The sequence below is a fragment of the Ruegeria marisrubri genome (genome assembly GCF_001507595.1).
In the GTDB taxonomy this organism is placed as follows: Bacteria; Pseudomonadota; Alphaproteobacteria; order Rhodobacterales; family Rhodobacteraceae; genus Ruegeria; species Ruegeria marisrubri.
Window position 1 is genome coordinate 113,612 of the sequence record NZ_LQBQ01000036.1, and the last position, 21,672, is coordinate 135,283.

The 21,672-nt window shown below is 64.3% G+C and carries 21 protein-coding genes; 7 read left to right on the forward strand and 14 right to left on the reverse strand.

All coding sequences use genetic code 11. The features are described 5' to 3' along the window. Positions 1-169 precede the first annotated feature (169 nt). Entirely contained in the window at positions 170-592 is a 423-nt protein-coding gene (locus tag AVO45_RS16120) for a tellurite resistance TerB family protein (protein WP_068349285.1), read from the forward strand. A 9-nt stretch (positions 593-601) separates the two neighbouring features. Here the strand turns inward: AVO45_RS16120 and dacB are convergent, their stop codons facing one another. Continuing rightward, on the reverse strand, positions 602-2,080 hold the full coding sequence (gene dacB, locus AVO45_RS16125) for a D-alanyl-D-alanine carboxypeptidase/D-alanyl-D-alanine endopeptidase (RefSeq protein ID WP_068349067.1): 1,479 nt from the start codon (positions 2,078-2,080) through the stop codon (positions 602-604). 66 nt (positions 2,081-2,146) lie between these two features. After that, entirely contained in the window at positions 2,147-2,779 is a 633-nt protein-coding gene (locus AVO45_RS16130; protein WP_068349287.1) for a nicotinate-nucleotide adenylyltransferase, read from the reverse strand. Between the two features lie 174 nt (positions 2,780-2,953). Between AVO45_RS16130 and ettA the strand changes: the two genes are divergently transcribed. Next, a complete protein-coding gene (ettA, locus tag AVO45_RS16135) occupies positions 2,954-4,609 on the forward strand; it encodes an energy-dependent translational throttle protein EttA (RefSeq protein ID WP_068349070.1) in 1,656 nt (551 codons plus the stop codon). A gap of 28 nt (positions 4,610-4,637) precedes the next feature. Here ettA and AVO45_RS19815 read toward each other — a convergent pair whose 3' ends face one another. Continuing rightward, positions 4,638-5,327 (reverse strand): hypothetical protein, encoded by a 690-nt coding sequence (locus AVO45_RS19815; protein WP_205627905.1) that lies wholly within the window; start codon positions 5,325-5,327, stop codon positions 4,638-4,640. Between the two features lie 383 nt (positions 5,328-5,710). Between AVO45_RS19815 and AVO45_RS16140 the strand changes: the two genes are divergently transcribed. Together AVO45_RS16140 and AVO45_RS16145 are read left to right on the forward strand one after the other, a co-directional pair. Beyond that, the gene (locus AVO45_RS16140; protein ID WP_068349072.1) at positions 5,711-6,382 is read left to right on the forward strand and encodes a hypothetical protein; all 672 of its coding nucleotides are present in this window, start codon (positions 5,711-5,713) and stop codon (positions 6,380-6,382) included. A 219-nt stretch (positions 6,383-6,601) separates the two neighbouring features. After that, positions 6,602-7,444, forward strand: a complete 843-nt coding sequence (locus tag AVO45_RS16145; RefSeq protein ID WP_068349074.1) for a 2-dehydro-3-deoxygalactonokinase — start codon at positions 6,602-6,604, stop codon at positions 7,442-7,444. Between the two features lie 11 nt (positions 7,445-7,455). Here the strand turns inward: AVO45_RS16145 and AVO45_RS16150 are convergent, their stop codons facing one another. Next, the gene (locus AVO45_RS16150) at positions 7,456-8,373 is read right to left on the reverse strand and encodes an MBL fold metallo-hydrolase (RefSeq protein ID WP_068349077.1); all 918 of its coding nucleotides are present in this window, start codon (positions 8,371-8,373) and stop codon (positions 7,456-7,458) included. Positions 8,374-8,611: 238 nt separating this feature from the next. Between AVO45_RS16150 and hemP the strand changes: the two genes are divergently transcribed. Further along, entirely contained in the window at positions 8,612-8,779 is a 168-nt protein-coding gene (gene hemP, locus AVO45_RS19495; RefSeq protein ID WP_082688839.1) for a hemin uptake protein HemP, read from the forward strand. A 76-nt stretch (positions 8,780-8,855) separates the two neighbouring features. Here hemP and AVO45_RS16155 read toward each other — a convergent pair whose 3' ends face one another. The 6 genes from AVO45_RS16155 to AVO45_RS16180 form a co-directional block, all read right to left on the reverse strand. Then, positions 8,856-11,921 (reverse strand): aminotransferase class III-fold pyridoxal phosphate-dependent enzyme, encoded by a 3,066-nt coding sequence (locus AVO45_RS16155; protein ID WP_068349080.1) that lies wholly within the window; start codon positions 11,919-11,921, stop codon positions 8,856-8,858. A gap of 106 nt (positions 11,922-12,027) precedes the next feature. Further along, a complete protein-coding gene (locus AVO45_RS16160; RefSeq protein ID WP_068349083.1) occupies positions 12,028-12,900 on the reverse strand; it encodes an NAD(P)-dependent oxidoreductase in 873 nt (290 codons plus the stop codon). A gap of 98 nt (positions 12,901-12,998) precedes the next feature. After that, entirely contained in the window at positions 12,999-13,757 is a 759-nt protein-coding gene (locus AVO45_RS16165; protein ID WP_068349289.1) for an SDR family NAD(P)-dependent oxidoreductase, read from the reverse strand. Next, on the reverse strand, positions 13,754-14,686 hold the full coding sequence (locus AVO45_RS16170) for an SDR family oxidoreductase (protein WP_068349086.1): 933 nt from the start codon (positions 14,684-14,686) through the stop codon (positions 13,754-13,756). Before AVO45_RS16170 ends, AVO45_RS16165 begins: the two co-directional genes overlap by 4 nt. Continuing rightward, the gene (locus tag AVO45_RS16175) at positions 14,683-15,585 is read right to left on the reverse strand and encodes a bile acid:sodium symporter family protein (RefSeq protein WP_068349089.1); all 903 of its coding nucleotides are present in this window, start codon (positions 15,583-15,585) and stop codon (positions 14,683-14,685) included. The genes AVO45_RS16170 and AVO45_RS16175 overlap by 4 nt, the downstream gene beginning before the upstream one ends. Continuing rightward, a complete protein-coding gene (locus tag AVO45_RS16180; protein ID WP_068349091.1) occupies positions 15,582-16,898 on the reverse strand; it encodes a flavin-containing monooxygenase in 1,317 nt (438 codons plus the stop codon). Before AVO45_RS16180 ends, AVO45_RS16175 begins: the two co-directional genes overlap by 4 nt. Before the next feature lie 62 nt (positions 16,899-16,960). On the opposite strand from AVO45_RS16180, the gene AVO45_RS16185 reads away from it, so the two are divergent. After that, positions 16,961-17,632 (forward strand): TetR/AcrR family transcriptional regulator, encoded by a 672-nt coding sequence (locus AVO45_RS16185; RefSeq protein ID WP_068349094.1) that lies wholly within the window; start codon positions 16,961-16,963, stop codon positions 17,630-17,632. Positions 17,633-17,642: 10 nt separating this feature from the next. Here AVO45_RS16185 and AVO45_RS16190 read toward each other — a convergent pair whose 3' ends face one another. After that, positions 17,643-18,383, reverse strand: a complete 741-nt coding sequence (locus AVO45_RS16190) for an aspartate/glutamate racemase family protein (protein WP_068349097.1) — start codon at positions 18,381-18,383, stop codon at positions 17,643-17,645. A gap of 7 nt (positions 18,384-18,390) precedes the next feature. Then, positions 18,391-19,080, reverse strand: a complete 690-nt coding sequence (locus AVO45_RS16195) for a GntR family transcriptional regulator (RefSeq protein WP_068349101.1) — start codon at positions 19,078-19,080, stop codon at positions 18,391-18,393. A 102-nt stretch (positions 19,081-19,182) separates the two neighbouring features. On the opposite strand from AVO45_RS16195, the gene AVO45_RS16200 reads away from it, so the two are divergent. Continuing rightward, a complete protein-coding gene (locus AVO45_RS16200) occupies positions 19,183-20,874 on the forward strand; it encodes a thiamine pyrophosphate-binding protein (RefSeq protein ID WP_068349103.1) in 1,692 nt (563 codons plus the stop codon). A 13-nt stretch (positions 20,875-20,887) separates the two neighbouring features. On the opposite strand, the gene AVO45_RS16205 is transcribed toward AVO45_RS16200, so the two are convergent. Then, entirely contained in the window at positions 20,888-21,082 is a 195-nt protein-coding gene (locus tag AVO45_RS16205; protein ID WP_068349106.1) for a DUF1059 domain-containing protein, read from the reverse strand. A gap of 31 nt (positions 21,083-21,113) precedes the next feature. Continuing rightward, positions 21,114-21,647 (reverse strand): GFA family protein, encoded by a 534-nt coding sequence (locus AVO45_RS19500; protein ID WP_082688840.1) that lies wholly within the window; start codon positions 21,645-21,647, stop codon positions 21,114-21,116. Between the last annotated feature and the right edge of the window lie 25 nt (positions 21,648-21,672).

Genomic DNA, 21,672 nt, shown 5'->3' on the forward strand with positions numbered 1-21,672 from the left:
CGCCGACAGGAAATAGCCCCGCGCATCGCCACCCGGAGTTTCGAAGAAATCGAATACCGCTTCTCGGCGCGGGCCTGACCCCGCTGCGCAAAATCCAAGGCGGGTGTTGAACCCGCCAATCTCCGCCCGTATCTTGCGCTGGAATGAAAATCGGCAGCAGGACAAGACCATGAACGAGCAAGTTCCCCACCCGATGACTCCGCAGGATTGCCTGGTGGCGATCATGGTCGCGATCTCGGCCTCGGACGAGAACATAAGAACGGCGGAACTGGTCAAGATCGAGACCGCCGTGAACATGCTGCCGGTCTTTGCCGATTACGATATCGACCGGGTGAAACGCATCTCGCAGACCGTGTTCGACCTGTTCGAACAAGAGGAAGGTCTGGATGCGCTCTTTGGCCTGATCCGCAACAACCTGCCCGAACGGCTGAATGAAACCGCCTATGCGCTGGCCTGCGACGTGGCGGCGGCCGACGGCAAACTGGCCGAGTCCGAACTGCGCCTGCTGGAAGAGATCCGCTACGAACTGGACATCGACCGCCTGCACGCCGCCGCGATCGAGCGCGGCGCACGGGCGCGGCACACCACCTGACCGCGCGGGTCAGCTTCCGTAAAGGGCGCCCCAGCGTTCGATCAACGCCTGCTGCAGGTTTCGCGACCTCCGGTTCCAGGGCCGCGCACCCTGGGGCCGCTCCCGCTCGGCCTTGCTCAGCTGCGCCCGGCGGGCCATGTCCGCGGTGAATATGGCAAAGGCCAGCTCGGCCCCATCGGCCGTGGTCATGAAACCGCCCAGCCCCGAGACGAAATTCAGGGTTCCGGTCTTGGCATCCACCTTGATCGGATGCGACTTGACCGGCCGGCCCTTGCTGTCCTTCAGCCGGTATGGCTTGAGCAGCGGCCGCAGAAGGTCCGACTTGCGCGCCTCGACCAAGGCCTTGACCAGATCCCCCGGCGCCATGCGCGAGGCATCCCCCAGCCCCGAGTGATCCACCATCGCGATCCGCGTCGCCCCGTATGTCTCGGCGGCCCAGCGGTTCATTTCGGCCGCCGACTCGCGCAGATCGCCGGGCATGACCCCGCGCGCCTTGGTGGCCGCCATTCCCACCATCTCGGCGGTCAGGTTCGTCGAATATTTCAGCATCCCGCGCAGGATATCCGTCAGCGGTGCGCTGCGGTGGACCACCAGCGCGGTCCCCTCGGGCGCGGTGCGCACGACCTGCGTCCGGCCCAGCACGATGCCGTTCACCCGCGCCAGCGTGCGGAACACGTCCCCGGCATAGAGCGACGGCTTGCGCACCGGCAGCCACCGTGCGCCCCCTTTCCCCAGAGCCGCCCGCGCCACCGTCCAGTTGTCGGCCCGCGCGGTCGCTTCGTAGGTATAGATCGGCAGCCTGCGGTTCTTGACCTTCATCCGGGCCATTTCCACGCGGGGTTTGTAGTTCGCGCTGCGCGCGTCCATGGTCACGTCGTATCCGGTGGCCGCCCGCTTCCACTCGAAATGCACACGGTTGAAATTCAGCGAGATGCCGGTGACCGCCGGGCTGTATCCCACGTGATCCGGCTGGCCGGGATCGATGCTGAAGACATAGGGCAGGGCGCCTTCATAGACCTTGAAATCCCCCCGCACCTCGCGGATTCCCGCCTCGCGCAGATTGGCCGCCATCGCGGCCAGCGCCTCGGTATCCAGCAGCGGGTCGCCGCCACCGGCAAGGATCAGATCGCCCTTGATGACGCCGTTCTCGACCGGCCCGCCCGCGATCAGGCGGGTTTCGAACCGGTGATCCGGCCCCAGCATGTCCAGCGCATACAGCGCGGTCAGGGCCTTGGCGACGCTGGCCGGCGGCAGGCCCTCGTCCGCCCCAAGCGCCTCCAGCTGGACCCCGGTTTTCACGTCAGCGACCGCAAAGACCACCTCGCCCTTCAGCCCGGCGGACCGGACGACCCTCTCCGGCCCGCTCAGAGGGGCCGTGCGCAGCTGTGGCCTGAGAGAGACCGCCGGCGGGTTGGCCCACCCCGCGGACGGGGCAAGCGCCGCCCCCAATCCCGCGAGAAAGAACCGACGTGAAATCCGATCAGTCATGGCACGATAAAATCCCGGAGTGCCCGCTCAAACAAGTGAATAACCGGATTGTCCCGCGTCCGGGCCTCAATGTCGATGAGATTTTTCGTCCGCGTGGCTTTGGCCCCACTCGCCACGGGTCCGTATCTCGGTCGAACTCACGTTGACCATCGGCACGTTCACGAAACACCACGCCGGCGCGGCCGACCGGCCCAGCAGGTGACGGGCCTCTCCGTCCAGCCGGAACCGCCCATAGGCCCGCGCCGCCGGAGACATCCGCGCCGAGATCCGGTCTCCGGGCCGGGCCACCACCCCGACGGGGCAGTTTTCCATGATTTCGCGCCAGTTCTGCCACTGGTGCAGCTGCGCCAGGTTGTCGGCCCCCATCAGCCAGACGAACCGAACCCCGGGATAAAGCGCCCTCAGCGCCCGCAGCGTGTCCGCCGTGGCCCGCGTTCCGATCTGCGCCTCGATATCGGTGATCTCGACCCGCGGATGCCGCATCATGGCGCGGGCCGCCCGCATCCTGCGCTCCAACGGGGCCGGGCAGCGCCGCTTCAACGGGTTGCCCGGGGACACCAGCCACCAGACCCGGTCCAGCCCAAAGGCCTTCATCGCCTCGAGCGTCACATGCACATGGCCCTCGTGCGGCGGATCGAACGACCCGCCCAGCAGTCCGACGACCTGCCCGGGCCGCGCAAAGGGAATGGAATGCCTCATCATCCCCTGCTGTTGCGCAAACTTGGTGCCGAATGTCAATCGAGCGCCAGCCTTCAGCCCATGAACCACCGGCAAGTTTCCTGCGGCAGATTCACGCCGCCGGCTGCTTGCCCCGCCCTGCCAGCTTGGCTATCAAGCGCCCAACCCGATTTTCCCCGTATCAGAGGACGCGACATGGCCGCCTATCAATATGTCTACCACATGCAGGGTGTCTCCAAGACCTATCCCGGTGGCAAGAAGTGCTTCGAGAACATCAACCTGAGCTTCCTGCCCGGCGTCAAGATCGGCGTCGTCGGCGTCAACGGCGCCGGTAAATCGACGCTGATGAAGATCATGGCCGGCCTCGACAAGGACTACACTGGCGAGGCTTGGGCCGCCGAGGGCGCCAAGGTCGGCTACCTGCCGCAGGAGCCCCAACTCGACCCCAACCTGACCGTGCGCGAGAACGTCATGCTGGGCGTCGCCGGGAAAAAGGCCATCCTCGACCGCTACAACGAACTGGCCATGAACTACTCGGACGAAACCGCCGAGGAGATGGCCCAGCTTCAGGACAAGATCGACGCCGAGAACCTGTGGGATCTCGACAGCCAGATCGACGTCTCGATGGAGGCGCTGCGATGCCCGCCGGACGACGCCAATGTCGAAACCCTCTCGGGCGGCGAGAAACGCCGCGTGGCGCTGTGCAAGCTGCTGCTCGAAGCGCCCGACATGCTTCTGCTCGACGAACCGACCAACCACCTCGACGCCGAGACCATCGCCTGGCTGCAGCAGCACCTGATCGACTACAAGGGCACCATCCTGATCGTCACCCACGACCGCTACTTCCTGGATGACATCACCGGCTGGATCCTGGAACTCGACCGCGGCCGCGGCATCCCCTACGAGGGCAACTATTCCTCGTGGCTCGAGCAGAAGGCCAAGCGGCTGGAACAGGAAGCGCGCGAGGACAAGTCCAAGCAGAAAACCCTGCAACGCGAACTGGAATGGATGCGCCAGGGGCAAAAGGCCCGCCAGGCCAAGCAGAAGGCCCGGATCAACGCCTACAACGAACTGGCCCAGCAATCCGAGCGCGAGAAAATCACCCGCGCCCAGATCGTCATCCCCAACGGTCCGCGCCTGGGCAGCAAGGTGATCGAGGTCAACGGGTTGTCCAAGCACATGGGCGACAAGCAACTGATCGAGGATCTCTCCTTCAGCCTGCCGCCGGGTGGCATCGTGGGCGTCATCGGCCCCAACGGCGCCGGTAAATCGACCCTGTTCAAGATGCTGACCGGCCAGGAAAAACCCGACGCCGGCACGATCGAATACGGCGACACGGTGAAGCTGTCCTACGTCGACCAGTCGCGCGACGACCTCAACGGCAACGACACCGTGTGGGAGGCGATCTCGGGCGGCGCCGAGCTGATCCAGCTGGGCGACGCGCAGGTCAACTCGCGCGCCTATTGTTCGTCCTTCAACTTCAAGGGCGGCGACCAGCAAAAGAAGGTCTCGCTGCTCTCGGGCGGCGAGCGCAACCGCGTCCACATGGCCCGGCTGCTGAAAGAGGGCGGCAACGTCATCCTGCTCGACGAACCGACCAACGACCTCGACGTCGAAACCCTGCGCGCGCTGGAAGACGCGCTGGTGGATTTCGCCGGCTGCGCCGTGGTCATCTCGCACGACCGCTTCTTCCTCGACCGCATCTGCACCCACATCCTCGCCTTCGAGGGCGACGCCCATGTGGAGTGGTTCGAGGGCAACTTCGAGGATTACGAAGAGGACAAGAAACGCCGTCTGGGACCGGATGCGCTGGAGCCCAAGCGGTTGAAATACAAGAAGTTCGTGAGGTAGTTCGCTTCCTACTCCTGTCTCTGGAATCTCAGCGAAGATTTCTGAACGTGAACTGGGTCGATGGTTCGGTGAAGATAACGGTAGCGTCAAATGATTGTCCGGCGCTACCGTCGAATTCAAAAAGGAACCCGAAACGTTCGGCGCCTCCACCCATTATATCCCTGCAGTCGTATCTTCGTCCGACTTCTGATTTCTTTCCGTCTTCGGAAATCGCGTATGCATGTGGAGTAGATTGGCAAAGGCGAATTTTCTCCTCAGTCCTATTTTGCAGGGTCAAACTCAAGTCGGCGAAATTTCCTCGAATTCGCGAACTATCAACACAAACCTCGAAATACTGAGTGGTCTTGCAGTCGAAGATACTGGATTGACCGACGTACTGTGCGGCTCGATTGGAAAGATCCGTTGCTTCGTCTCCACTTTTCAACAAGACCTTTGAAACAAAGTCATTCCAAATCTTCATGCGACAGGCTCTATTATCCTTTATTTCGTCGCCTAACTCTTCTCGCAACACGCCGATATATTCATCAGCTGAAAATTCCCCTTCTCCCTCCGAGCTAAAGTCCGCAAATAGCCGCGATAAGTTTAACAAATCAACATTAATAGCCCCGCTTGCATCGACCTCGCTTGACGATCCACTGCGAGCAAACTCTCCGCAAATCGCAACAACGCTCTCTTTGATTGTCTCAAAATCATCATCTTCAAGCGATTGTGCGCTCAATGATCCTGCAAGGAAACACGCGAGCGCTGAAATCCAAGTTCTAAAAACAAGCATGTATCTGTTCCTATTATTGATGTGCCGCCAGTCATTTTTCACAGGGCAACTCCCTTTGGCAATTTTTTTTGCAATCTTGAAATGCGTTTTCACTCGCGCCAAAACGACCTAGCGAGCTTGTCACATAGCAATTTCAGCAAGCGTAGAACTCGTGCTCGCACCCACCATACCCCATTCTCCCGCCAACCCGGCCATATCTCGATAGGGCCCGCCGCGACCCAACCCAACCGGACACCCTTGAACCCCACCCGCCGCAGAGGCTACCAACGGGAAACGAAACGCCCGACCTCACCCGAGGCCCCACGGCCAGAACCCGAGACCCTGCTCCGGTGATCACACTCGCCTCGTTCCTGCTCGCCCCACGCCCCTGCATCGTCGTTGCCAGCAACGGCCGGTCGGGCAGCACGCTGACCTATGCCGCGCTGCGCAAGGCGCGCAACCGTCGGTTCTGGTGGAAGAAACAGGGCTTCCCCTTCGACGCCCGCCTCAAGGACGCCCCGCTCGAGCCGGGCACCGTCACCAAGACCCACGACTTTCCCGACGCCCTGCGCGGGCGCGACAACGTCAAGGTCGTGTTCTGCTTCGGCTCGGCCCGGGACTCGGCCCTGTCGGTCTATTCCGCGATGGAGCGCTACGGGCCGGACTGGATCGCCGACCACTTCTATCACCTGCACGCCAAGGGCGGCTTTGACGATCTGTTCCGTTATGACGTGCTGCGCCAGGCCGAGCAGGTCAGGGCCTGGGCCACCTTCGAGGACGTCCCCGTGCTCTGCGTCCACTACGATGCGATCTGGCGGCGGCAGAAGGACATCGCCGAATTCACCGGGCTGAACTTCACCCCGCCCGAGAGGAAAGAGCGCGCGCCCAAGCAGATCCCCCAAGACCTGCTGCGCGCAGCGTCAGAGGTCTACGATCCGATCGACGCGGTTCTGGCCGAGTTGCCCGAGATGTTTCTGTCGTCGAAGGAGATGGCGGGCGCGGTTTCCAAGCTGCCGGTCTGATCGCCGATCACCGTCGGGCGCGGCCCGGCGGTTTTGTACAAAACGGACATTCCGTCAGGAAACCCCGGTACAAAATGGACGAATGCCCCTCGTTCCGGCTGGCAGACCCGCACCGCGACCCCGGAGCCATTTGGCCGCCGGTCTCGGCCCGAAGGGCTGGATCACCGGTCCGGGCTGACCTAGAACCATCCGCACGATACTCGGACAAGCGGGGCAAAAATGTCACAGGATTGGATCGCGGTTGATTGGGGACGAAGCCGGCAACGGGCCTGGGCGATGCGCGGCACGGATGTGCGCGACCACCGTCAGCAGCATGCAACGACCGAAAATCTTGCCGGCTGGCTATCCGACTGGCTCACCAGCGATCAGAACCTCGTTCTGGCCTGCGGCGTGCTCGGCCCCGTCGGCAACGCCGTCCCCTGCAAACCTCTGTCCGAGGGTCTGTGGTCGATCGACATCGGCGCCCCCCGGATCGAGCTGCGCGTGATACCGGGCCTGCGTCAGTCGGCGCCGCTGGACCTGATGCAAGGCGACGAGACCCGGGTCGAGGGGTTCCTTGCGCTGAACAAGAACTGGGACGGTGTCATCTGCCTGGTCGGCGAAGAAACCCGGTGGGTTCATGTCAGCGCCGGCGAGATCGTCAGTTTCCAGTCCTTCCTGACCGGCGCCATGTTCGACGCCCTGGTGAATGGGCGGTTGTCGGTTCACCGGCTCGCCGATGTGCAGACGGATCGCACCGCCTTTGCCGCCGCCTTGTCGGATGCCATGGCCAAGCCCGAACGGGTTATGGCGCGGCTGCACGAGGCCCACGCGGCCCGGATTCTGGACGGTCTGGAGCCCGCAGAGGCGAGGGCGCGCCTGCTTGGCGCTCTGATCGGAGCGGAATTGGCGGCGGCGCGGCCCTTCTGGCTGGGCCAGCAACTTGCGGTCGTGGGCGACGGCGAACTGGCGACGCTTTACGTGGACGCGCTGTCCGAGCAGGGCGCGCCGGCGGCCCTGGCCGACGAGTCCCGCGTGACGCTCGAGGGGCTGAAATCCGCGTGGCGCCAACTGACGGGCTGACCTGAGGGGGCTTAGCTGTCTCTCGGGACGAAGCGATAGGCGTCGTCCTTGCGCTCCACATGCCCCAGCCCGCCCGAAGGCAGATGGAAGCCGATGATGGGGATCTGCTCCGAGGCCAGCTTGTCCATCAGGCGGACGCGCGTCGCGGCGGCGGTGGGCTTGTCCTGATCCGAACCGGAATGCCAGTCCGGGCGCGCAAAGGCGACATGGTGGTTGCCGATCGCATCGCCGGTGACGAATACCGCCTCGCTCCCGCTGCGCAACTCGAAGGACATATGCCCCGGCGTGTGCCCGAACGTGGCGTGGGCGGCGACACCGGGCAGGATTTCCTGCCCGTCCTCGAACAAGGTGATCGCGTCTTCCAGCACCTCCAGCCTGCGCTTTGCGCCGACGGCCATGGTCGTGCGCGCGGATTCGATTTCATTCACGGTGTTGGGGTTCAGCCAATACTCCCACTCGGCCTTGCCCATCATGTGTTCCGCATTCGCGAACAGCGGCTCGTCGAAATCGTCCAGAACGCCCCACAGGTGATCGGGGTGGCCGTGGGTGAACACCACATGGGTCACGTCCTCGGGGGACAGGCCAACCGAATCCAGCGCGTCGGGCAGTTTCCCGGCCGTGTCCTGGAAGGACAGGCCAGAGCCGGCGTCGAACAGCACCACCCGGTCTTCGCTCTGCATCAACGTGATGTTGCACGGCGGAGTCAGCGGGCCGTCGCCGAGACCATATTGGGTCAGAATCGGTGCGAGTTCCTCTTGCGGCATCGGTGCAAAGATGAAATCGCGGGGCAGGGTCAGGTGCCCGTCGCTGAGGCTCAGGATGCGGGTGTTGCCAAGCATCACTTCGGACGTTGCCCAAAGGGGGCGCGCGGCCAGCACGGCCAGCGCGGCCCCGGTCCCTGTCAACATGGCGCGGCGGTTCAAGTTCATCGGGTGGTCCTCCTTGCAGGAGTCATGACATTCATAAACATGAATATCAATCACTCATTGAAAAAAGTCAGAAAACCGGCGCTTGACAAATCTTAGTATTTTTATCAGAAATAAGCCCCATTACACCAGCCAGCCCGGACTTTCGGGTCAGCCAGATCGAGACCCCAGGATGCGAAACGTGAAAACCCGGCCTGACGGCCAGATGCGCTTTCGTCCTTCAAACGCTGGAGATGACCCGATGAATGTTCAGAACCCGACCCCGACCCAAGGTTATGCCGTCTCGTCGCTGCCGGCACACAAGGCCGAGGACCTGACCAAGGGCGGCAACCTGGCCCATATCGCGCTGGGCGACCAGCTCTACACGCTGCGCATCACCCGTGCCGGCAAGCTGATTCTGACGAAATGAGCTTGTGACGCATCCGTTCACGGAGCGAATTTGAGCTCAAACCAGGCCCCGGCTCAAGATGGCCGGGGCCTGATATTCAACAGCACCCGCACCCTGCGTGATGGTGGTCGTGATCGCAGACCGGGGCGGGGGCAAAGTCGCCTACTTCGGACAACACCTCGCGCAGGGCCCACAGGATCATGTCCACGCCTTCCTCGTCGATGGTCAGCGGCGGGCGGATTTTCAGGATGTTGTCCTTGGGCCCCTCGCTGCCGATCAGGATGCGGTGATCGCGCATCCTGTTCTTGACGAACTTGCAGATCTCGGTGCCCTCCGAGCCGTCCGGGTTCACCAGTTCCACCCCCAGGAACAGCCCCATGCCACGCACGTCGCCGACGCAGCCGAACTCGGCCTCGATCCGGCGCAGCCCATCCATCAGGCGGCCACCCATCAGGCGCGCATTTTCCTGCAACCCCTCGTCATCGACGATGTCCAGAACCTCCTTGCCGATCCGGCAGGAAAGCGTCGAGCCGCCGAAGGTCGAAAAGAATTCGGGCCCTTTCGCAAAGCTGTCGGCGATGGCCCGCGTCGTGACCAGAACGCCCAGCGGGTGGCCGTTGCCGATCGGCTTGCCCAGGACGACGATATCCGGGCGCGCGCCCTGGTGCTCGAACCCGAAATAATAGTCGCCCAGGCGCCCCAGCCCGGTCTGCACCTCGTCGGCGATGCAGACGCCACCGGCGGCGCGGATCTTTTCATAGACCGCCGGCAGGTAGCCCTTGGGCGGGATGATCTGGCCACCGACCGAGGGGAAGGTCTCGGCGATGAAGCCCGCGACCCCGTGGCCCTTTTCCTTTAGCGCCGCGATGGCGCCATCCACGAGATCGGCGTATTTCTGCGCCCTGTCGGGATCGTCGCGCCGGAACGAGCCGCGATAGTCGTCGGCCACCTCGACCAGTTCCACCCAGTCCGGCTGGCCCGGCCCGCCGGGCTTGTTGAACTTGTAGGCCGAGATGTCGATCGCGCCGGTGGTATTGCCGTGATAGCCGTGATCGGGCGTCACCATGCCTTTGGCGCCGGTATGTGCGCGGGCCAGCCGCAACGCCAGCTCGTTGGCCTCGGTGCCGGAATTGACAAAGAAACAGACCTGCAAATGGTCCGGCAGCTTTGACAGCACCTTTTCGGCAAAGGCGACCTGCGCAGGGTGCAGATAGCGGGTGTTCGAGTTCATCCGCTTCAACTGATCCGCCGCCACCGCCTGAATGCGCGGATGCGCGTGGCCCACATGCGGCACGTTGTTGTAGGCGTCCAGATAGGGCCGGCCCCATTCATCGAACAGGTGATGTCTCCACCCGCGCACCAGCATGACCGGGTCGTCATAGGTCAGCGACAGGTTGCCGCCGAAATGATCCCGCCGCCCCTGCAGCACCGCCGCCTTGTCGGTCGGGTGATAGTGCACCTTGTCGTCGGGCAGGTTCAGCAGCGCCGCCGGGTTGGGGCAGACGGCGTGCCACAGATACAGCTCGTCGGGATCGCCCACGCCGGGCCAGTCACTCTCCATCCCTGCGGTTGTCAGCGCCAGCTGGAAATGCACATGCGGCGCCCAGCCGCCATTCTGGCCAACATCCCCCAGCAGGGCAAAGGCCGAACCCTGCGCCACCGGGTCGCCGGGCTTCAGCCTGTCGCAAATCTCCGGATCGAGATGGCCATAGAGCGTATAGAAAGGATCGCCCTCGGGCGTTTCGTGGTGCAGGATCACCACGCCGCCATAATCGAGATGCCCCGTGCGGTTCTCGACCGCCTCCACCCGCCCGCTGAGCGGCGCGTAAAGCGTGGTTCCGGCGGGCGCAAAGACATCCACCGCCAGATGCACGGTGCGCCGGTCCGACGCCTTCCACGGCCCCTTGCGAAACGCCCCTTCGGTGTAGATCAGGCGCGGCTCGTTGTAATAGCCTAGCCAGATCCCCTCGCCGAATTCCTCGCCGACGCGCGCGGCTTCCTCCAGCGGCATGTGGAACGGATCCCGCGGCCAGGTCGAGTTCTCGACCGACAGCGACCCCATCGGCGCGTCCGACAGATCCTCTCCGAACAGCTGCGCGAACTCGCCGCGATGGTCGTTCAGATAGGCATGGATGCGCTCGGCCCCGTCGGTCACCGGCAGATGGCAGGCCGCGCGCAGCCGGGCCGGCATCAGGCCGCCATTGACCGAGCCATTCTCCAGAAAGCGCCAGGCGGGGGCTTGGCTGATCGTCACATAGGGATCATCGGGGTTCTCTGCCGCCATGAGGGTCGAGTTGACCACCGAAACCGCCAGCCGCATCCGCAGAAGCGGCCAGATCAGATCGACTTCCTCCGGCGCGAGACGGTTGGCGGCGTGATAGCCGCTGACAAGCGCGGCCAGCGCCTGCTCGGGCCTGGGATGGTCGAGAACCACATAGGCCGCGGCAATCGCCACCTCACAGACCTTTGGCGCCGCACACATGTCGCCCAGGTCGATCAGGCCCGAGATACCGCGCCGCTCGCCCAACTCGCCCTCGACCAGGATGTTGTAGTCGTTGGCATCGTTGTGGATGGCTTGTCTGGGCAGCTTGTCCAGCTTGTCCGAGATGGCGGCGAAACCCTCGGTGATGTCTTCCAGCAGCGCCCGGCGCATGGGATCGGCAACCGCGTCCAGCCTGTCCGCGATCCAGCCGGCCTGCATCAGATCCCACTTGAAATCCTCGCGATGCAACTGCGGGTGCGAGAAGTGCTCCAGCGCGCGGTCGGTCGCCCCCAGAACGCGGCCCAGCCTGAGGATGAGTTCCTCCGACTTCGGCGCCGCTTTCGCATAGCACTGCCCCGGCAGGCGGTTCTGCAGCCAGACCAGTCGGACTGCTCCGCTCTCGTCGGCGATTTCGGGAAGGGCGCTTCCGTCCAGAGCATGGATCACGTCAGGAAAGGGCAGGCCGGGCGCCTCACGGGCAATATGTTCCAGCGCCTTGATCTGCAGATCTACCAGCCCCGCGTCGCAGCCGGCGCGCATCACCTTCAGCACGTAATCCTGCCCGTTCGTGGCCTGGGCCAGAAAGTTCAGGTCATATTCGCCGTCAAGCCGCGTCAGCCGGGTGTCCAGCCCCCAGAAGCGGCGCAGCGCATCCGCCCAGAATGTCGTCAAGTCGCTCATGCAGTTCCCTGTCCCGAATGCATCGGGAATTCCTTCATCTGGCCCAAAATATCCTCGGGGGTGAATTGGCCCGACGGGCCAAGAGGGGGCAGACAGCCCCCTTGTCTCACCCCATGGCCCGCAGGCGCTTGATCAGTGACGAGGTATCCCAGCGCCCGCCGCCCATCTTCTGCACGTCCTTGTAGAACTGGTCCACCAGCGCGGTGACCGGCAACGAGGCCCCGGTCTCGTTGGCGGTCGACAGGCAGATCCCCAGATCCTTGCGCATCCAGTCCACCGCGAAACCGTGATCGAAGTGATCGTCCAGCATGGTTTCATAGCGGTTCGACATCTGCCAACTGCCCGCGGCGCCCTGGCTGATGACTTCGACGACGGCGCGCCCGTCGAGCCCGGCCTTCTCGGCGAAATGCAGCGCCTCGCTCAGGCCCTGAACAAGACCTGCGATGGCGATCTGGTTGCACATCTTGGTCATCTGGCCCGCGCCGCTGTCGCCGATGCGGCGGCAGATCCTGGCATAGACCTGCATGATCGGCTCGGCCTTGTCATAGGCCTCCTGGTCGCCGCCGCACATGATCGACAGCACGCCGTTCTCGGCCCCCGCCTGACCGCCCGAGATCGGCGCATCGACAAAGGCGATGCCCTGCGCCTTGCCGGCCTCGTATAGTTCGCGGGTCACCTTGGCGGATACGGTGGTGTGGTCGACAAAGACCGCGCCCTTCTCCATGCCGTGAAACGCGCCACCTTCGCCGGTGCAGACCATGCGCAGGTCGTCGTCATTGCCGACGCAGGCCATGACGAACTCGGCCCCCCGCGCGGCCTCTTCCGGGGTCGAGGCCATCGCCCCGCCATGCTGCTTGACCCAGGCCTCGGCCTTGGAGGCGGTGCGGTTGTAGACGGTGACGTCGTGGCCCGCGGCCTGAAGGTGCCCGGCCATGGGATAGCCCATGACGCCGAGGCCAAGAAATGCGACTTTTGCCATTTTGGTGATCCTCTCGGCTGCCGGCCTCTCCCCCGGCCGGTTTGGTCGCCAAAGACAAAGCAAAGCTGGCGGCAAAGGGCAACCCCGCGCAGAGAATATCAGGCGCCGTCGATCCGTCGCTCCATCAGCCGCTGATAGAGGCCGGGCGACAGCCGGTTGATCAGCCACGCCGCCTTTGCCACCCGGCCCACGGGGATCATCGGGCGCGACTTCTCCATACCGCGCAGGATCGCCTCGGCCGCCGCCTCGGGCGTCATCGGGTCCACGTCGTCACCGGCCGAGCCCGGGCGGGCGGTGCCATCCGCCTGTGGCCCGCCGTCGCCGGGGTTGGTCGAGACGAAAGCCGGGGCGGCGATCAGGGTGCGCACGCCATGCGCCCTTTCCTCGGAGCGCAGCGACTTGAAGAACCCCTCCAGCGCGTGTTTCGACGCGGCATAGGCTGTCCGGTGATAGAGCGGCGCAAAGCCCGCGACCGATGAGATCGCCAGATGCGTGCCGCGCGCGGCCCGGATAGGCTGCAGAAAGGCGCGGGCCAGCGCCACGGCAGAAAAATAGTTGATCTCGAACACCCTGCGATGCCCGGCCTCGTCCGCCGCTTCGAACGGCCCGATCTGCGTGATGCCCGCGTTGTAGATCACCAGATCGATCGCTTCGCAGAGACCAAGGATCTCCGATACGCGCTCGGCCAGTTGCCCCGCATCCGTCAGGTCGCAGGGCAGCGGGATCTGGGTGGGCGTCCGCTCGAGCCCCGAGATGTCCAGGTCCAGCAGAACGACACGCCAGCCTCTTCTCTGCAATCCGGTCGAAAGCGCCCGGCCAAGCCCGCCCGCGCCGCCCGATATGACGGCCGTCTTCACAGACCTGCCTGCCGCTTCCACAGGTCGAACACCTCGGCACTGGTCTTTTCCGGGGCGTAACCGAACTCGGACTTCAGCGCGGTGTTGTCCAGAACCGGGCGGTATTGCAGAAAGCGCACCTGCTCCGGCCCGTATTGCGACAGGCCCAAGGGGCGCGCCACGGCCAGCGCGGCCTTCAGCCCCCACGCGGGCAAGCGCAGCACGGGCTTGTTCATGGCTCGCGCCAGATCGGCAACGCCCATGACGCCATCCCCGGCGACGTTGTAGATGCCCGGCGGGCCGTCGGTGGCCGCCCGCTTGAGGATGCGGGCCAGATCGCGGGTCCAGATGAACACGAAGGGGCTTTCGCTGCCCGACACCGCCAGCAGGCGGGGCTTGTGAAACAGGGCGGTGATCTGGTTTTCCGTCTCTTCCCCCAGAACGGTCCCGACCCGCAGGACGACCTGTTCCAGATGGGGTGCCGTGCGGCGGGCCTCGGCCAGCATCTCTTCGACCTGGCGCTTGTGGTCGGAATAGGCGAACTCCCGGTTCCCGCGCAGCGGGTCGGTCTCGCGCAGCGGCACCGGGTTGTCCGGGTGATAGCCATAGGCCGCGCCCGAGGACGTAACGACCAGTCGCCTGACCCCATGCGCCAGCGCGGCGTCCAGCACCTTGCGGGTGCCTTCGACATCGACCCGATAGGCGGCCTCGCGACTCATGCCCTTGGGGGGCGTGACGATCGAGGCGAGGTGAACGATCACGTCCGGCCTGACCTTGCGGATCACGCGCTCGGGTTCGCCGGTCGTCACGTCCATTCGGGCATAGGCGATGCCGTCGGGCAGGGGGCAGGGGCGGTGGATGTCGGTGGCAAAGACCTCGGCCTCGGCCAGTTCCTCCAGCAGGGCGCGCCCCACCATTCCGGCGGCGCCGGTGATCAGGATGCGGGTCATCTGGCGGCCTCGGTCCGGGCCATGAGGCCGGCAAGGCCGATGCCGGAAATGGCGTGCCAGATGCCCCAGAAGGCCGCCACCACGGCCATGCCTCCGAGGCCGTGGAAAAAGCCGAAGATCAGCACCAGGCCCAGCCCCGAATTCTGGATGCCGGTCTCGATCGTGATGGCGCGGCGATCATAGGGGGGCAGCCGGGTCAGAGTGGCCACAACCCAACCACCCCCCAGAGCCAGGGCATTGTGAAGGATCACAAGCCCGGCGACGGCTCCGGCGAAGGCCAGGAAGAAATTCCAGTTGGCCGCCAGAGCGAGAATGATGAAAGCAAAGAAAATGCCCATGGACAGGTATTGCAGAGGCCGCCGCAGCCTCTGGGTGATATCCGGCCGGTGCCGGTTCAGCGTGATGCCGAGCGCCAGCGGCAGCAGAAGCATCAGTCCGACCGTGATGGCGATCTGCGCCGGGTCGATCTCGGTACGTTGCAGGATTTCGCGCGTCGGCGCATAGAGCCCGCCCCAAAACGCGATGTTGAACGGGGTCATGACGATCGCGGCGACGGTGGCGAAAGCGGTCAGCGAAACAGACAGCGCCGCGTTTCCCCCCGCGCGATGGGTGATGAAATTCGAGATGTTGCCGCCCGGACAGGCCGCCACCAGGATCAGGCCCAGCGCGATCGAAGGGCGCGGCTCGGCCAGCCAGACCAGCGCGAAGGTCAGAATGGGCAGCACCGCGAATTGCGAGAACAGGCCGACCACGACCGGCTTGGGTGCGCGGCGCAGGCGGTTGAAATCCTGCGGCGTCAGGTCGATCGCGACCGAGAACATGACCACCGCCAGGATGGCGTTCAGCAGCAACATCGAGGCCGGGCTGAAATTCAGCGTGATCTCGTCGATGCCGGTCATGCCGCCGCCTTCCGCATCCGGTCGATCCAGCCGGTGACGGTCTTGCGATAGGTGGCCTTGTCCACGTAATAGGCCATCCGGGCGAGCTTGAGGTAATTCATCCCGCCGGTCGCACGCTCGAACCGGCCGGATTTTGTGGCCTTCAACTCGGCCGCCACCGGGCAGCCGTTCTGCAGCCCCTTGATGTAACGCGCCACCAATTCGGCCTGCTCGTGGCGGCCCTGCCAGCCAAGGCCGGTTGCCTCGACCATGCCCAGAACGAAAAGGTCGTCGCGTTCCGGGTGCATCGCGTTGAGATAGAGATGCGGCGCGTCGCCCTGCCAGTTCAGAAGATCCCGGTCGATGAACGGGTAATGCAGCTTGTAGCCGGTCGCGGCGAGGATCATGTCGTACTCGTCGCTGTGCCCGTCCCGGAAATAGACGGTCTTGCCTTCGATCTGCTCGATATCCGGCCGGACCCGCAGATCCCCGTGGCCCGCGTGATACAGCACCAGCGAGTTCACGACCGGGTGACTTTCATAGAGTTTGTAGTCGGGTTTCGGAAAGCCGTATTTCTGGGGATTGCCGACGAACCAGCCCAGGATCAGCCCGTCGATCCGGCGCTTGAGCCACATGGGCAGGCGGATCCTGCCGCCGATCGTGTCGGCGGGCCTGCCGAAGACGTATTTGGGGACGAAGTAGTAACCCCTGCGCATGGACAGATCGCAGCGCACCGCGTGGTGAATGGCGTCCACGGCGATATCGCAGCCCGAGTTTCCGCCACCGACGATCAGAACCCGCTTGCCCTCGAGCTGGTCGGGATAGCGGTAGGCCGAGGAATGGATCAACTCGCCGTCGAACCGGCCGGGGAACTCGGGCATGTTGGGCTCGGACAGGGTGCCGTTTGCGATCAGGACGCCGGCGAAGTCCTGTCTGTGCTCGCCCTCCTTGTCGCGCCAGGTGACGCGCCACCCGTCGCCGGGGCCGCCAAGTGGTGCGACTTCGGTGACTTCGGAATTGAAGCGGAAATGCTCACGCAGTCCGAAACGGTCGGCGAAGGCGTGAAAATAGTTCTTCATCGCGCGGTGCGAGGGGTATTCGGCAACCGACGCGTCCATCGGAAAGTCGGTGAACTCGGTCATCCTCTTGGACGAGATCAGGTGTGCGGTCTCGTACATGGTCGATTTCGGGCCGTCGATGTCCCACAGGCCGCCCACGTCCGAATGCAGCTCGAAGCCCTGGAACGGGATGCCTTGCTCGGCAAGCACCTTTGCGGCAGCCAGACCCATCGGGCCCGCGCCGATCAAGGCATAGGCCCCGCTCGTTTCAACCATGTTTCCTCCCGTTTGCGACGCTTAACTTGAACGATCGTTCAATCTAAGGCAAGATGTTTCTCATGACCGCCAAAGCCGATGAAAAACAACGCAAAAGAGCGCCGTCCAAGCGGTCGCTGCAGACCAAGGCGCGGATTCTCGACGCGGCAGAGCAGGTTTTTGCAGCGAGGGGATTCGAGGGCGCGTCGATCCGCGACATAGCGGCTCTGGCCGAGGTACCTCTGGGGCTGGTCAGCCATCACGGCGGCAGCAAGGAAGAGTTGTTTCATCAGGCGGTCGCGCGGCGCGCCAAGGAGCTTTCGAGACTCCGGATCGAGAAGCTGGAGGCACGCAAGGCGCTTGGCCCGGTTTCGATGCGGGATGTTCTGGATTGCTTCGTTCGGCCCTATGTCTCGCTGGCGCAGACGCCGGGAACGGGGTGGATGGCCTATGGCCGCCTCGTGGCGCATGTGTCGGCCGATCCACGCTGGCGCACCATCACCGCCGAGTGTTTCGACCCGATCGCGCAGCGGTTCATCGACGAGGTCGCGGCCCTGTTTCCCGGCGTGGACAAGGCGCTGGTGGCGGCCGGGCATGTCTATACGGTTGCCGCCACGCTGGCCTATCTGAACAGTGTCTGGCGGATCGAGGATCTGGCCGCCGGCGCGCCAGAGGCCAACGCGGCCGGGATCGACAGGCTTGTCGATTTCTGCGTGGCGGGCACCGAGGCGATGATCGCCCGCGGCAGCGCCTGAGACTCCGGCGTCAAAAGCGCGGATCGCCCAACTCGGGATCGAACCTGCGCGGCATCAGCCCGGCCTGAAACCACTGGATCATGGAATGGATCGAATAGACCGGCAGGCCGGTGCGTTTGCGGATGTCGGCGGCATAGGGAACCATGTTGGTGCATTCCAGCACGATGGCACCCGCATCCGGTTCACCCGCAACGATTTCATCGGCGGCATCCAGCATGTCCTGCCGGCAGGCGGCAAAGTCGATCTCAAGCGCATCGCCGAGGATGCCCCGCGTAAACGCCTTGCCGGCATCCGTGCCATAGACCGGCGTGTCCAGCGGCACCCCGGCGGCTGTCAGGTGGGCATCGGTCAGAGTGGCCTTGGAGATCGTCAGGATCACGGTCCTTTTGCCCGGCGGCAGCAGGGCCTGCACCATTGGCACCTGCATCAGCGACGACGTGGCCACCGGCACGCCCAAGGCCTCGCGCAATTCGTTCTGCACCAGCGCCAGGAAGCCGCAATTGGTGGTGATCCCGTCGGCCCCCATCGCCACCAGGTCACGACCTGCGTCGATGAAGGCGTCCAGCAGGGCGCGCGGGTCGCCGCGCACCACCTTGTCGGGCGAGGCGCCGCGCACCACCCGGTAATGCACCGGAAACGGCCAGGTCATCGCGTTGCCCATGTCGCCGGGGATACGCGGAAAGCGCGTCTCCAGCATCAGGATGCCGACGGTGGCGCCAAAGACGGTTTTTCCTCCGGTTTGAACGGACATGGGAACCTCAGAAATCGGGGACATAAAGCTGCGCATAGGCTTCGCGCACCGCCTGCGTCGCGCCCTCGCGGCGGCGCTCGATATGGGCGCGCATCTGGGCCGTCGCCTCTTCGGCGTCGCGGCGGGCGACGGCTTCGATAATCCGGCGGTGGGCCGACACCATGGTCTGCCCGTCCGGCGCCGTTCCGCGCAGGCGGCGCAGGTCGATCAGGCGCAGGTAGCGGATGCGGTCGTTGAGATTGGCCAGCATCCGGCACAGCTCGGCATTTCCCGAAAGCTGGCACAGCTGGCCGTGAAAGCGTTCGTCCATCGCCAGCAGGGCTTCGGGGTCGGCCTCGGGCGTGTAGTCCGGCGCGATCTCGTCGAGTTCGCGCAAGAGGCCGGAGATCGCGTCGTCCGAACCGCGCAGGCAGGCCAGGCGCACCGCCTCGACCTCGACCGCGACCCGCGCCTCGTAAAGGTCCATGACCAGTTCGGGCGACAGCGACCGGCAGAAGAATCCGCGCCCGGACTGAAAGGTCAGAAACCCCTCGGCCACCAGCCGGTTCAGCGCCTCGCGGATCGGGGTGCGCGAGGCGTTCAACTGCGCAGCCAGCGCGCTTTCGTTGATCCTTGCATCCGGCTTGAAGGCGAAATCCGCCGCCATGCGCCGAAGCGCCTCGTAGATCCGGTCAACATTGCTTTCGGATTTGGCCATTCGCGTTCCCTTTCGGTGCGAGATTAGATCGGGATTGACTTGTGCGCAAGATGTAATGCATAGCTGTATACAATTTTGAACGCAGTAGCGCGAGGAACAGAAATGGGCAACCAGATGAACGGCGCCGAGGCGATGGTGCGCATGCTCGAGGCGCAGGGCGTGAGGCATATCTTTGGCCTGTGCGGGGACACGACGCTGCCCTTTTATGACGCGATGCTGCGGCTCGATCATGGAATCACCCATGTCCTGACCCGTGACGAACGCTGCGCGACTTACATGGCTGATGGCTATTCCCGCGTGACCGGACGCGTCGGCGTGGCCGAGGGGCCGTCGGGCGGCGGCGCGACCTATATCCTGCCGGGGCTGATCGAGGCATCGGAAAGCTCGTATGCGGTGCTGGGGATAACCACCGATATCTCGGTCGCGTCCTACGGAAAGTATCCCCTGACCGAAGTGAACCAGGAGGCGCTGATGGCGCCGCTGACAAAGTGGAACACGGTGATCAAGCGCGCCGACCACATCCCGCGCATGGTGCGGGCGGCCTTTCGGGCGATGACCACGGGGCGGCCGGGCGCGGCGCATATCGGGCTGCCCTATGACGTGCAATACGACCCGGTGGAGGCCTCGGACATCTGGGCCGACGGCGCCACCGCGACCTATCCGGCCTATCCCCAGGCCCCGGCGCCGGGCGCGGCGCAGGCGGCGGTCGAGGCGATCCTGTCGGCGAAAAATCCGCTGATCGTCTGTGGCGGCGGGGTGGTGATCGCGCAGGCCTGGGAGGAACTCGACCGGCTGGCGACCCGGCTGGACATCCCGGTGGCCACCTCGATCTCGGGGCAGGGGTCGCTGGCGGAAACGCACCCGAACTGCCTGGGCGTCGTCGGCTCGAACGGCGGCACCGACGAGACGTGGGAAATGATGGAGGCCGCCGACCTGGTGGTGTTCATGGGCTGCCGCGCCGGTTCGACCACCACCGCCCGGTGGGAGGCCCCCAGACCCGGCACCCGCATCGTGCATTTCGACAACGATCCGATGGTGATGAACGCAAACTACCCGACCGAGGTGGCCGTCGTCGGCGACCTGCGCCTTGCGCTGGCCGAGGTCAACGCCGTGCTGGACGCGCGCGGGCAGGGGGGCGACACCTTTGGCGGTGCTGCGGCGATTGCCGAGAAGAAACGGCGCAAGTTCGAGACCTTCGAGAAGCTGGCGCGGTCCTCGCAGGCTCCGATCCGGCCCGAGCGGGTGATCGCGGCGCTGATGCAGGTCTTGCCCGAGGACGCGACCGTGGTGTCCGATCCCGGCACCAGCTGCCCCTATTTCTCGGCCTATTACCAGCTGCCGAAACCGGGCCGGTATTTCATCACCAACCGGGCGCATGGGGCGCTGGGATATTCCCTGTCGGCGGCGCTGGGCGCGTGGTTCGGGCGGCCGTCTTCCAAGACGGTGGCGTTGATGGGGGATGGCTCCTTCGGCTTCACCTGCGGCGAGTTGGAAACCGTCTGCCGGGTCGGCGCGCCGATCACCTTCGTCGTGTTCTCGAACGCGAATTTCGGCTGGATCAAGGCCAGCCAGTTCGCCGACAAGGATGCGCGCTACTACAACGTGGATTTCAGCCGCACCGACCAGGCAGCGGTGGCGGCGGCCTATGGGGTGAAATCCTGGCGGGTCGAGAGCCCCGACGATCTGGAGAAGGTGCTGGCCGAGGCGGTGGCCCATGATGGCCCGACTCTGGTGGACGTGGTCTGCCAGCCGCTCGAGGAAAGCAACGCCCCGGTCCGCCGCTGGATGGGGTGAGGCGCGCCCTAAGTCACTCCGCCTTGATCAGCTTGGCAAGCTCGGCCCGGTCCTCTTCGCTCCAGGCCGAGGGGTCTTCGCCATGTGCTACCACGGCATGCAGTTCCATCAGTTTCCAAACCTCGTCTTCGGTCGCTGCGACGACCTTTCCGGGGCAGTCTTCCATACCGGGGTAATCCTTGCAGGCATATGAGAATGAACCGGGCATCGTGAACTCCTGTGCTGTTTGTTCGAGGCCTTCAGAATGTGTCAAATGCAGGCGCCCCTTCGGGCAGGGTGATCCAGGGCTGCTTGTGCGAGACAAAAACGTGGTTCTGCGGCGAGACGATGGTGGGGTCGTCGAGCGTGACGGCGGTGAACCAGGCATCCTTGCTCCAATCCTGTCCCTCGACCACATGGTCGGCGGCATAGGTCAGGGTGGTTCCGCAATCGCCGCAGAAGCCGCGCCGGATGCCGGGCGTCTTTTCGCAGATCTTGATCTTTCCTTTTGTCACCGAAAAGTTCCCGGCGGGAATCTTCGCCCATGTCACGAAGGCACCGCCCAAGGCCAGTTGGCAGGACCGGCAGTGACAATGTGCTGAGAAGTCCGGGACGCCCTGAATTCGATACCGAACGGCACCGCAATAACAGCCACCGTCGTGAGTGTTGGATTTTCCATTCATCGCCGCGTCTCCAAAGCAAAAGGAAAAGTTTAAATGGTCGGGTGCGTTCTGACGCCAGGGCCAAATTTTCCTGAACGATTGTTGAAGAAATCGCCTGATCGTGCAAATCATTAAAAATCCGAGATATTAGAAAAAG

What these genes read in the sequence shown, in the direction of transcription:
- AVO45_RS16120 (WP_068349285.1), top strand. Translation starts at nt 170, where the DNA reads ATGAACGAGCAAGTTCCCCACCCGATGACTCCGCAGGATTGCCTGGTG.
- dacB (WP_068349067.1), bottom strand. Translation starts at nt 2,080, where the DNA reads ATGACTGATCGGATTTCACGTCGGTTCTTTCTCGCGGGATTGGGGGCG.
- AVO45_RS16130 (WP_068349287.1), bottom strand. Translation starts at nt 2,779, where the DNA reads ATGAGGCATTCCATTCCCTTTGCGCGGCCCGGGCAGGTCGTCGGACTG.
- ettA (WP_068349070.1), top strand. Translation starts at nt 2,954, where the DNA reads ATGGCCGCCTATCAATATGTCTACCACATGCAGGGTGTCTCCAAGACC.
- AVO45_RS16145 (WP_068349074.1), top strand. Translation starts at nt 6,602, where the DNA reads ATGTCACAGGATTGGATCGCGGTTGATTGGGGACGAAGCCGGCAACGG.
- AVO45_RS16150 (WP_068349077.1), bottom strand. Translation starts at nt 8,373, where the DNA reads ATGAACTTGAACCGCCGCGCCATGTTGACAGGGACCGGGGCCGCGCTG.
- hemP (WP_082688839.1), top strand. Translation starts at nt 8,612, where the DNA reads ATGAATGTTCAGAACCCGACCCCGACCCAAGGTTATGCCGTCTCGTCG.
- AVO45_RS16155 (WP_068349080.1), bottom strand. Translation starts at nt 11,921, where the DNA reads ATGAGCGACTTGACGACATTCTGGGCGGATGCGCTGCGCCGCTTCTGG.
- AVO45_RS16160 (WP_068349083.1), bottom strand. Translation starts at nt 12,900, where the DNA reads ATGGCAAAAGTCGCATTTCTTGGCCTCGGCGTCATGGGCTATCCCATG.
- AVO45_RS16170 (WP_068349086.1), bottom strand. Translation starts at nt 14,686, where the DNA reads ATGACCCGCATCCTGATCACCGGCGCCGCCGGAATGGTGGGGCGCGCC.
- AVO45_RS16175 (WP_068349089.1), bottom strand. Translation starts at nt 15,585, where the DNA reads ATGACCGGCATCGACGAGATCACGCTGAATTTCAGCCCGGCCTCGATG.
- AVO45_RS16180 (WP_068349091.1), bottom strand. Translation starts at nt 16,898, where the DNA reads ATGGTTGAAACGAGCGGGGCCTATGCCTTGATCGGCGCGGGCCCGATG.
- AVO45_RS16185 (WP_068349094.1), top strand. Translation starts at nt 16,961, where the DNA reads ATGACCGCCAAAGCCGATGAAAAACAACGCAAAAGAGCGCCGTCCAAG.
- AVO45_RS16190 (WP_068349097.1), bottom strand. Translation starts at nt 18,383, where the DNA reads ATGTCCGTTCAAACCGGAGGAAAAACCGTCTTTGGCGCCACCGTCGGC.
- AVO45_RS16195 (WP_068349101.1), bottom strand. Translation starts at nt 19,080, where the DNA reads ATGGCCAAATCCGAAAGCAATGTTGACCGGATCTACGAGGCGCTTCGG.
- AVO45_RS16200 (WP_068349103.1), top strand. Translation starts at nt 19,183, where the DNA reads ATGGGCAACCAGATGAACGGCGCCGAGGCGATGGTGCGCATGCTCGAG.
- AVO45_RS16205 (WP_068349106.1), bottom strand. Translation starts at nt 21,082, where the DNA reads ATGCCCGGTTCATTCTCATATGCCTGCAAGGATTACCCCGGTATGGAA.
- AVO45_RS19500 (WP_082688840.1), bottom strand. Translation starts at nt 21,647, where the DNA reads ATGATTTGCACGATCAGGCGATTTCTTCAACAATCGTTCAGGAAAATT.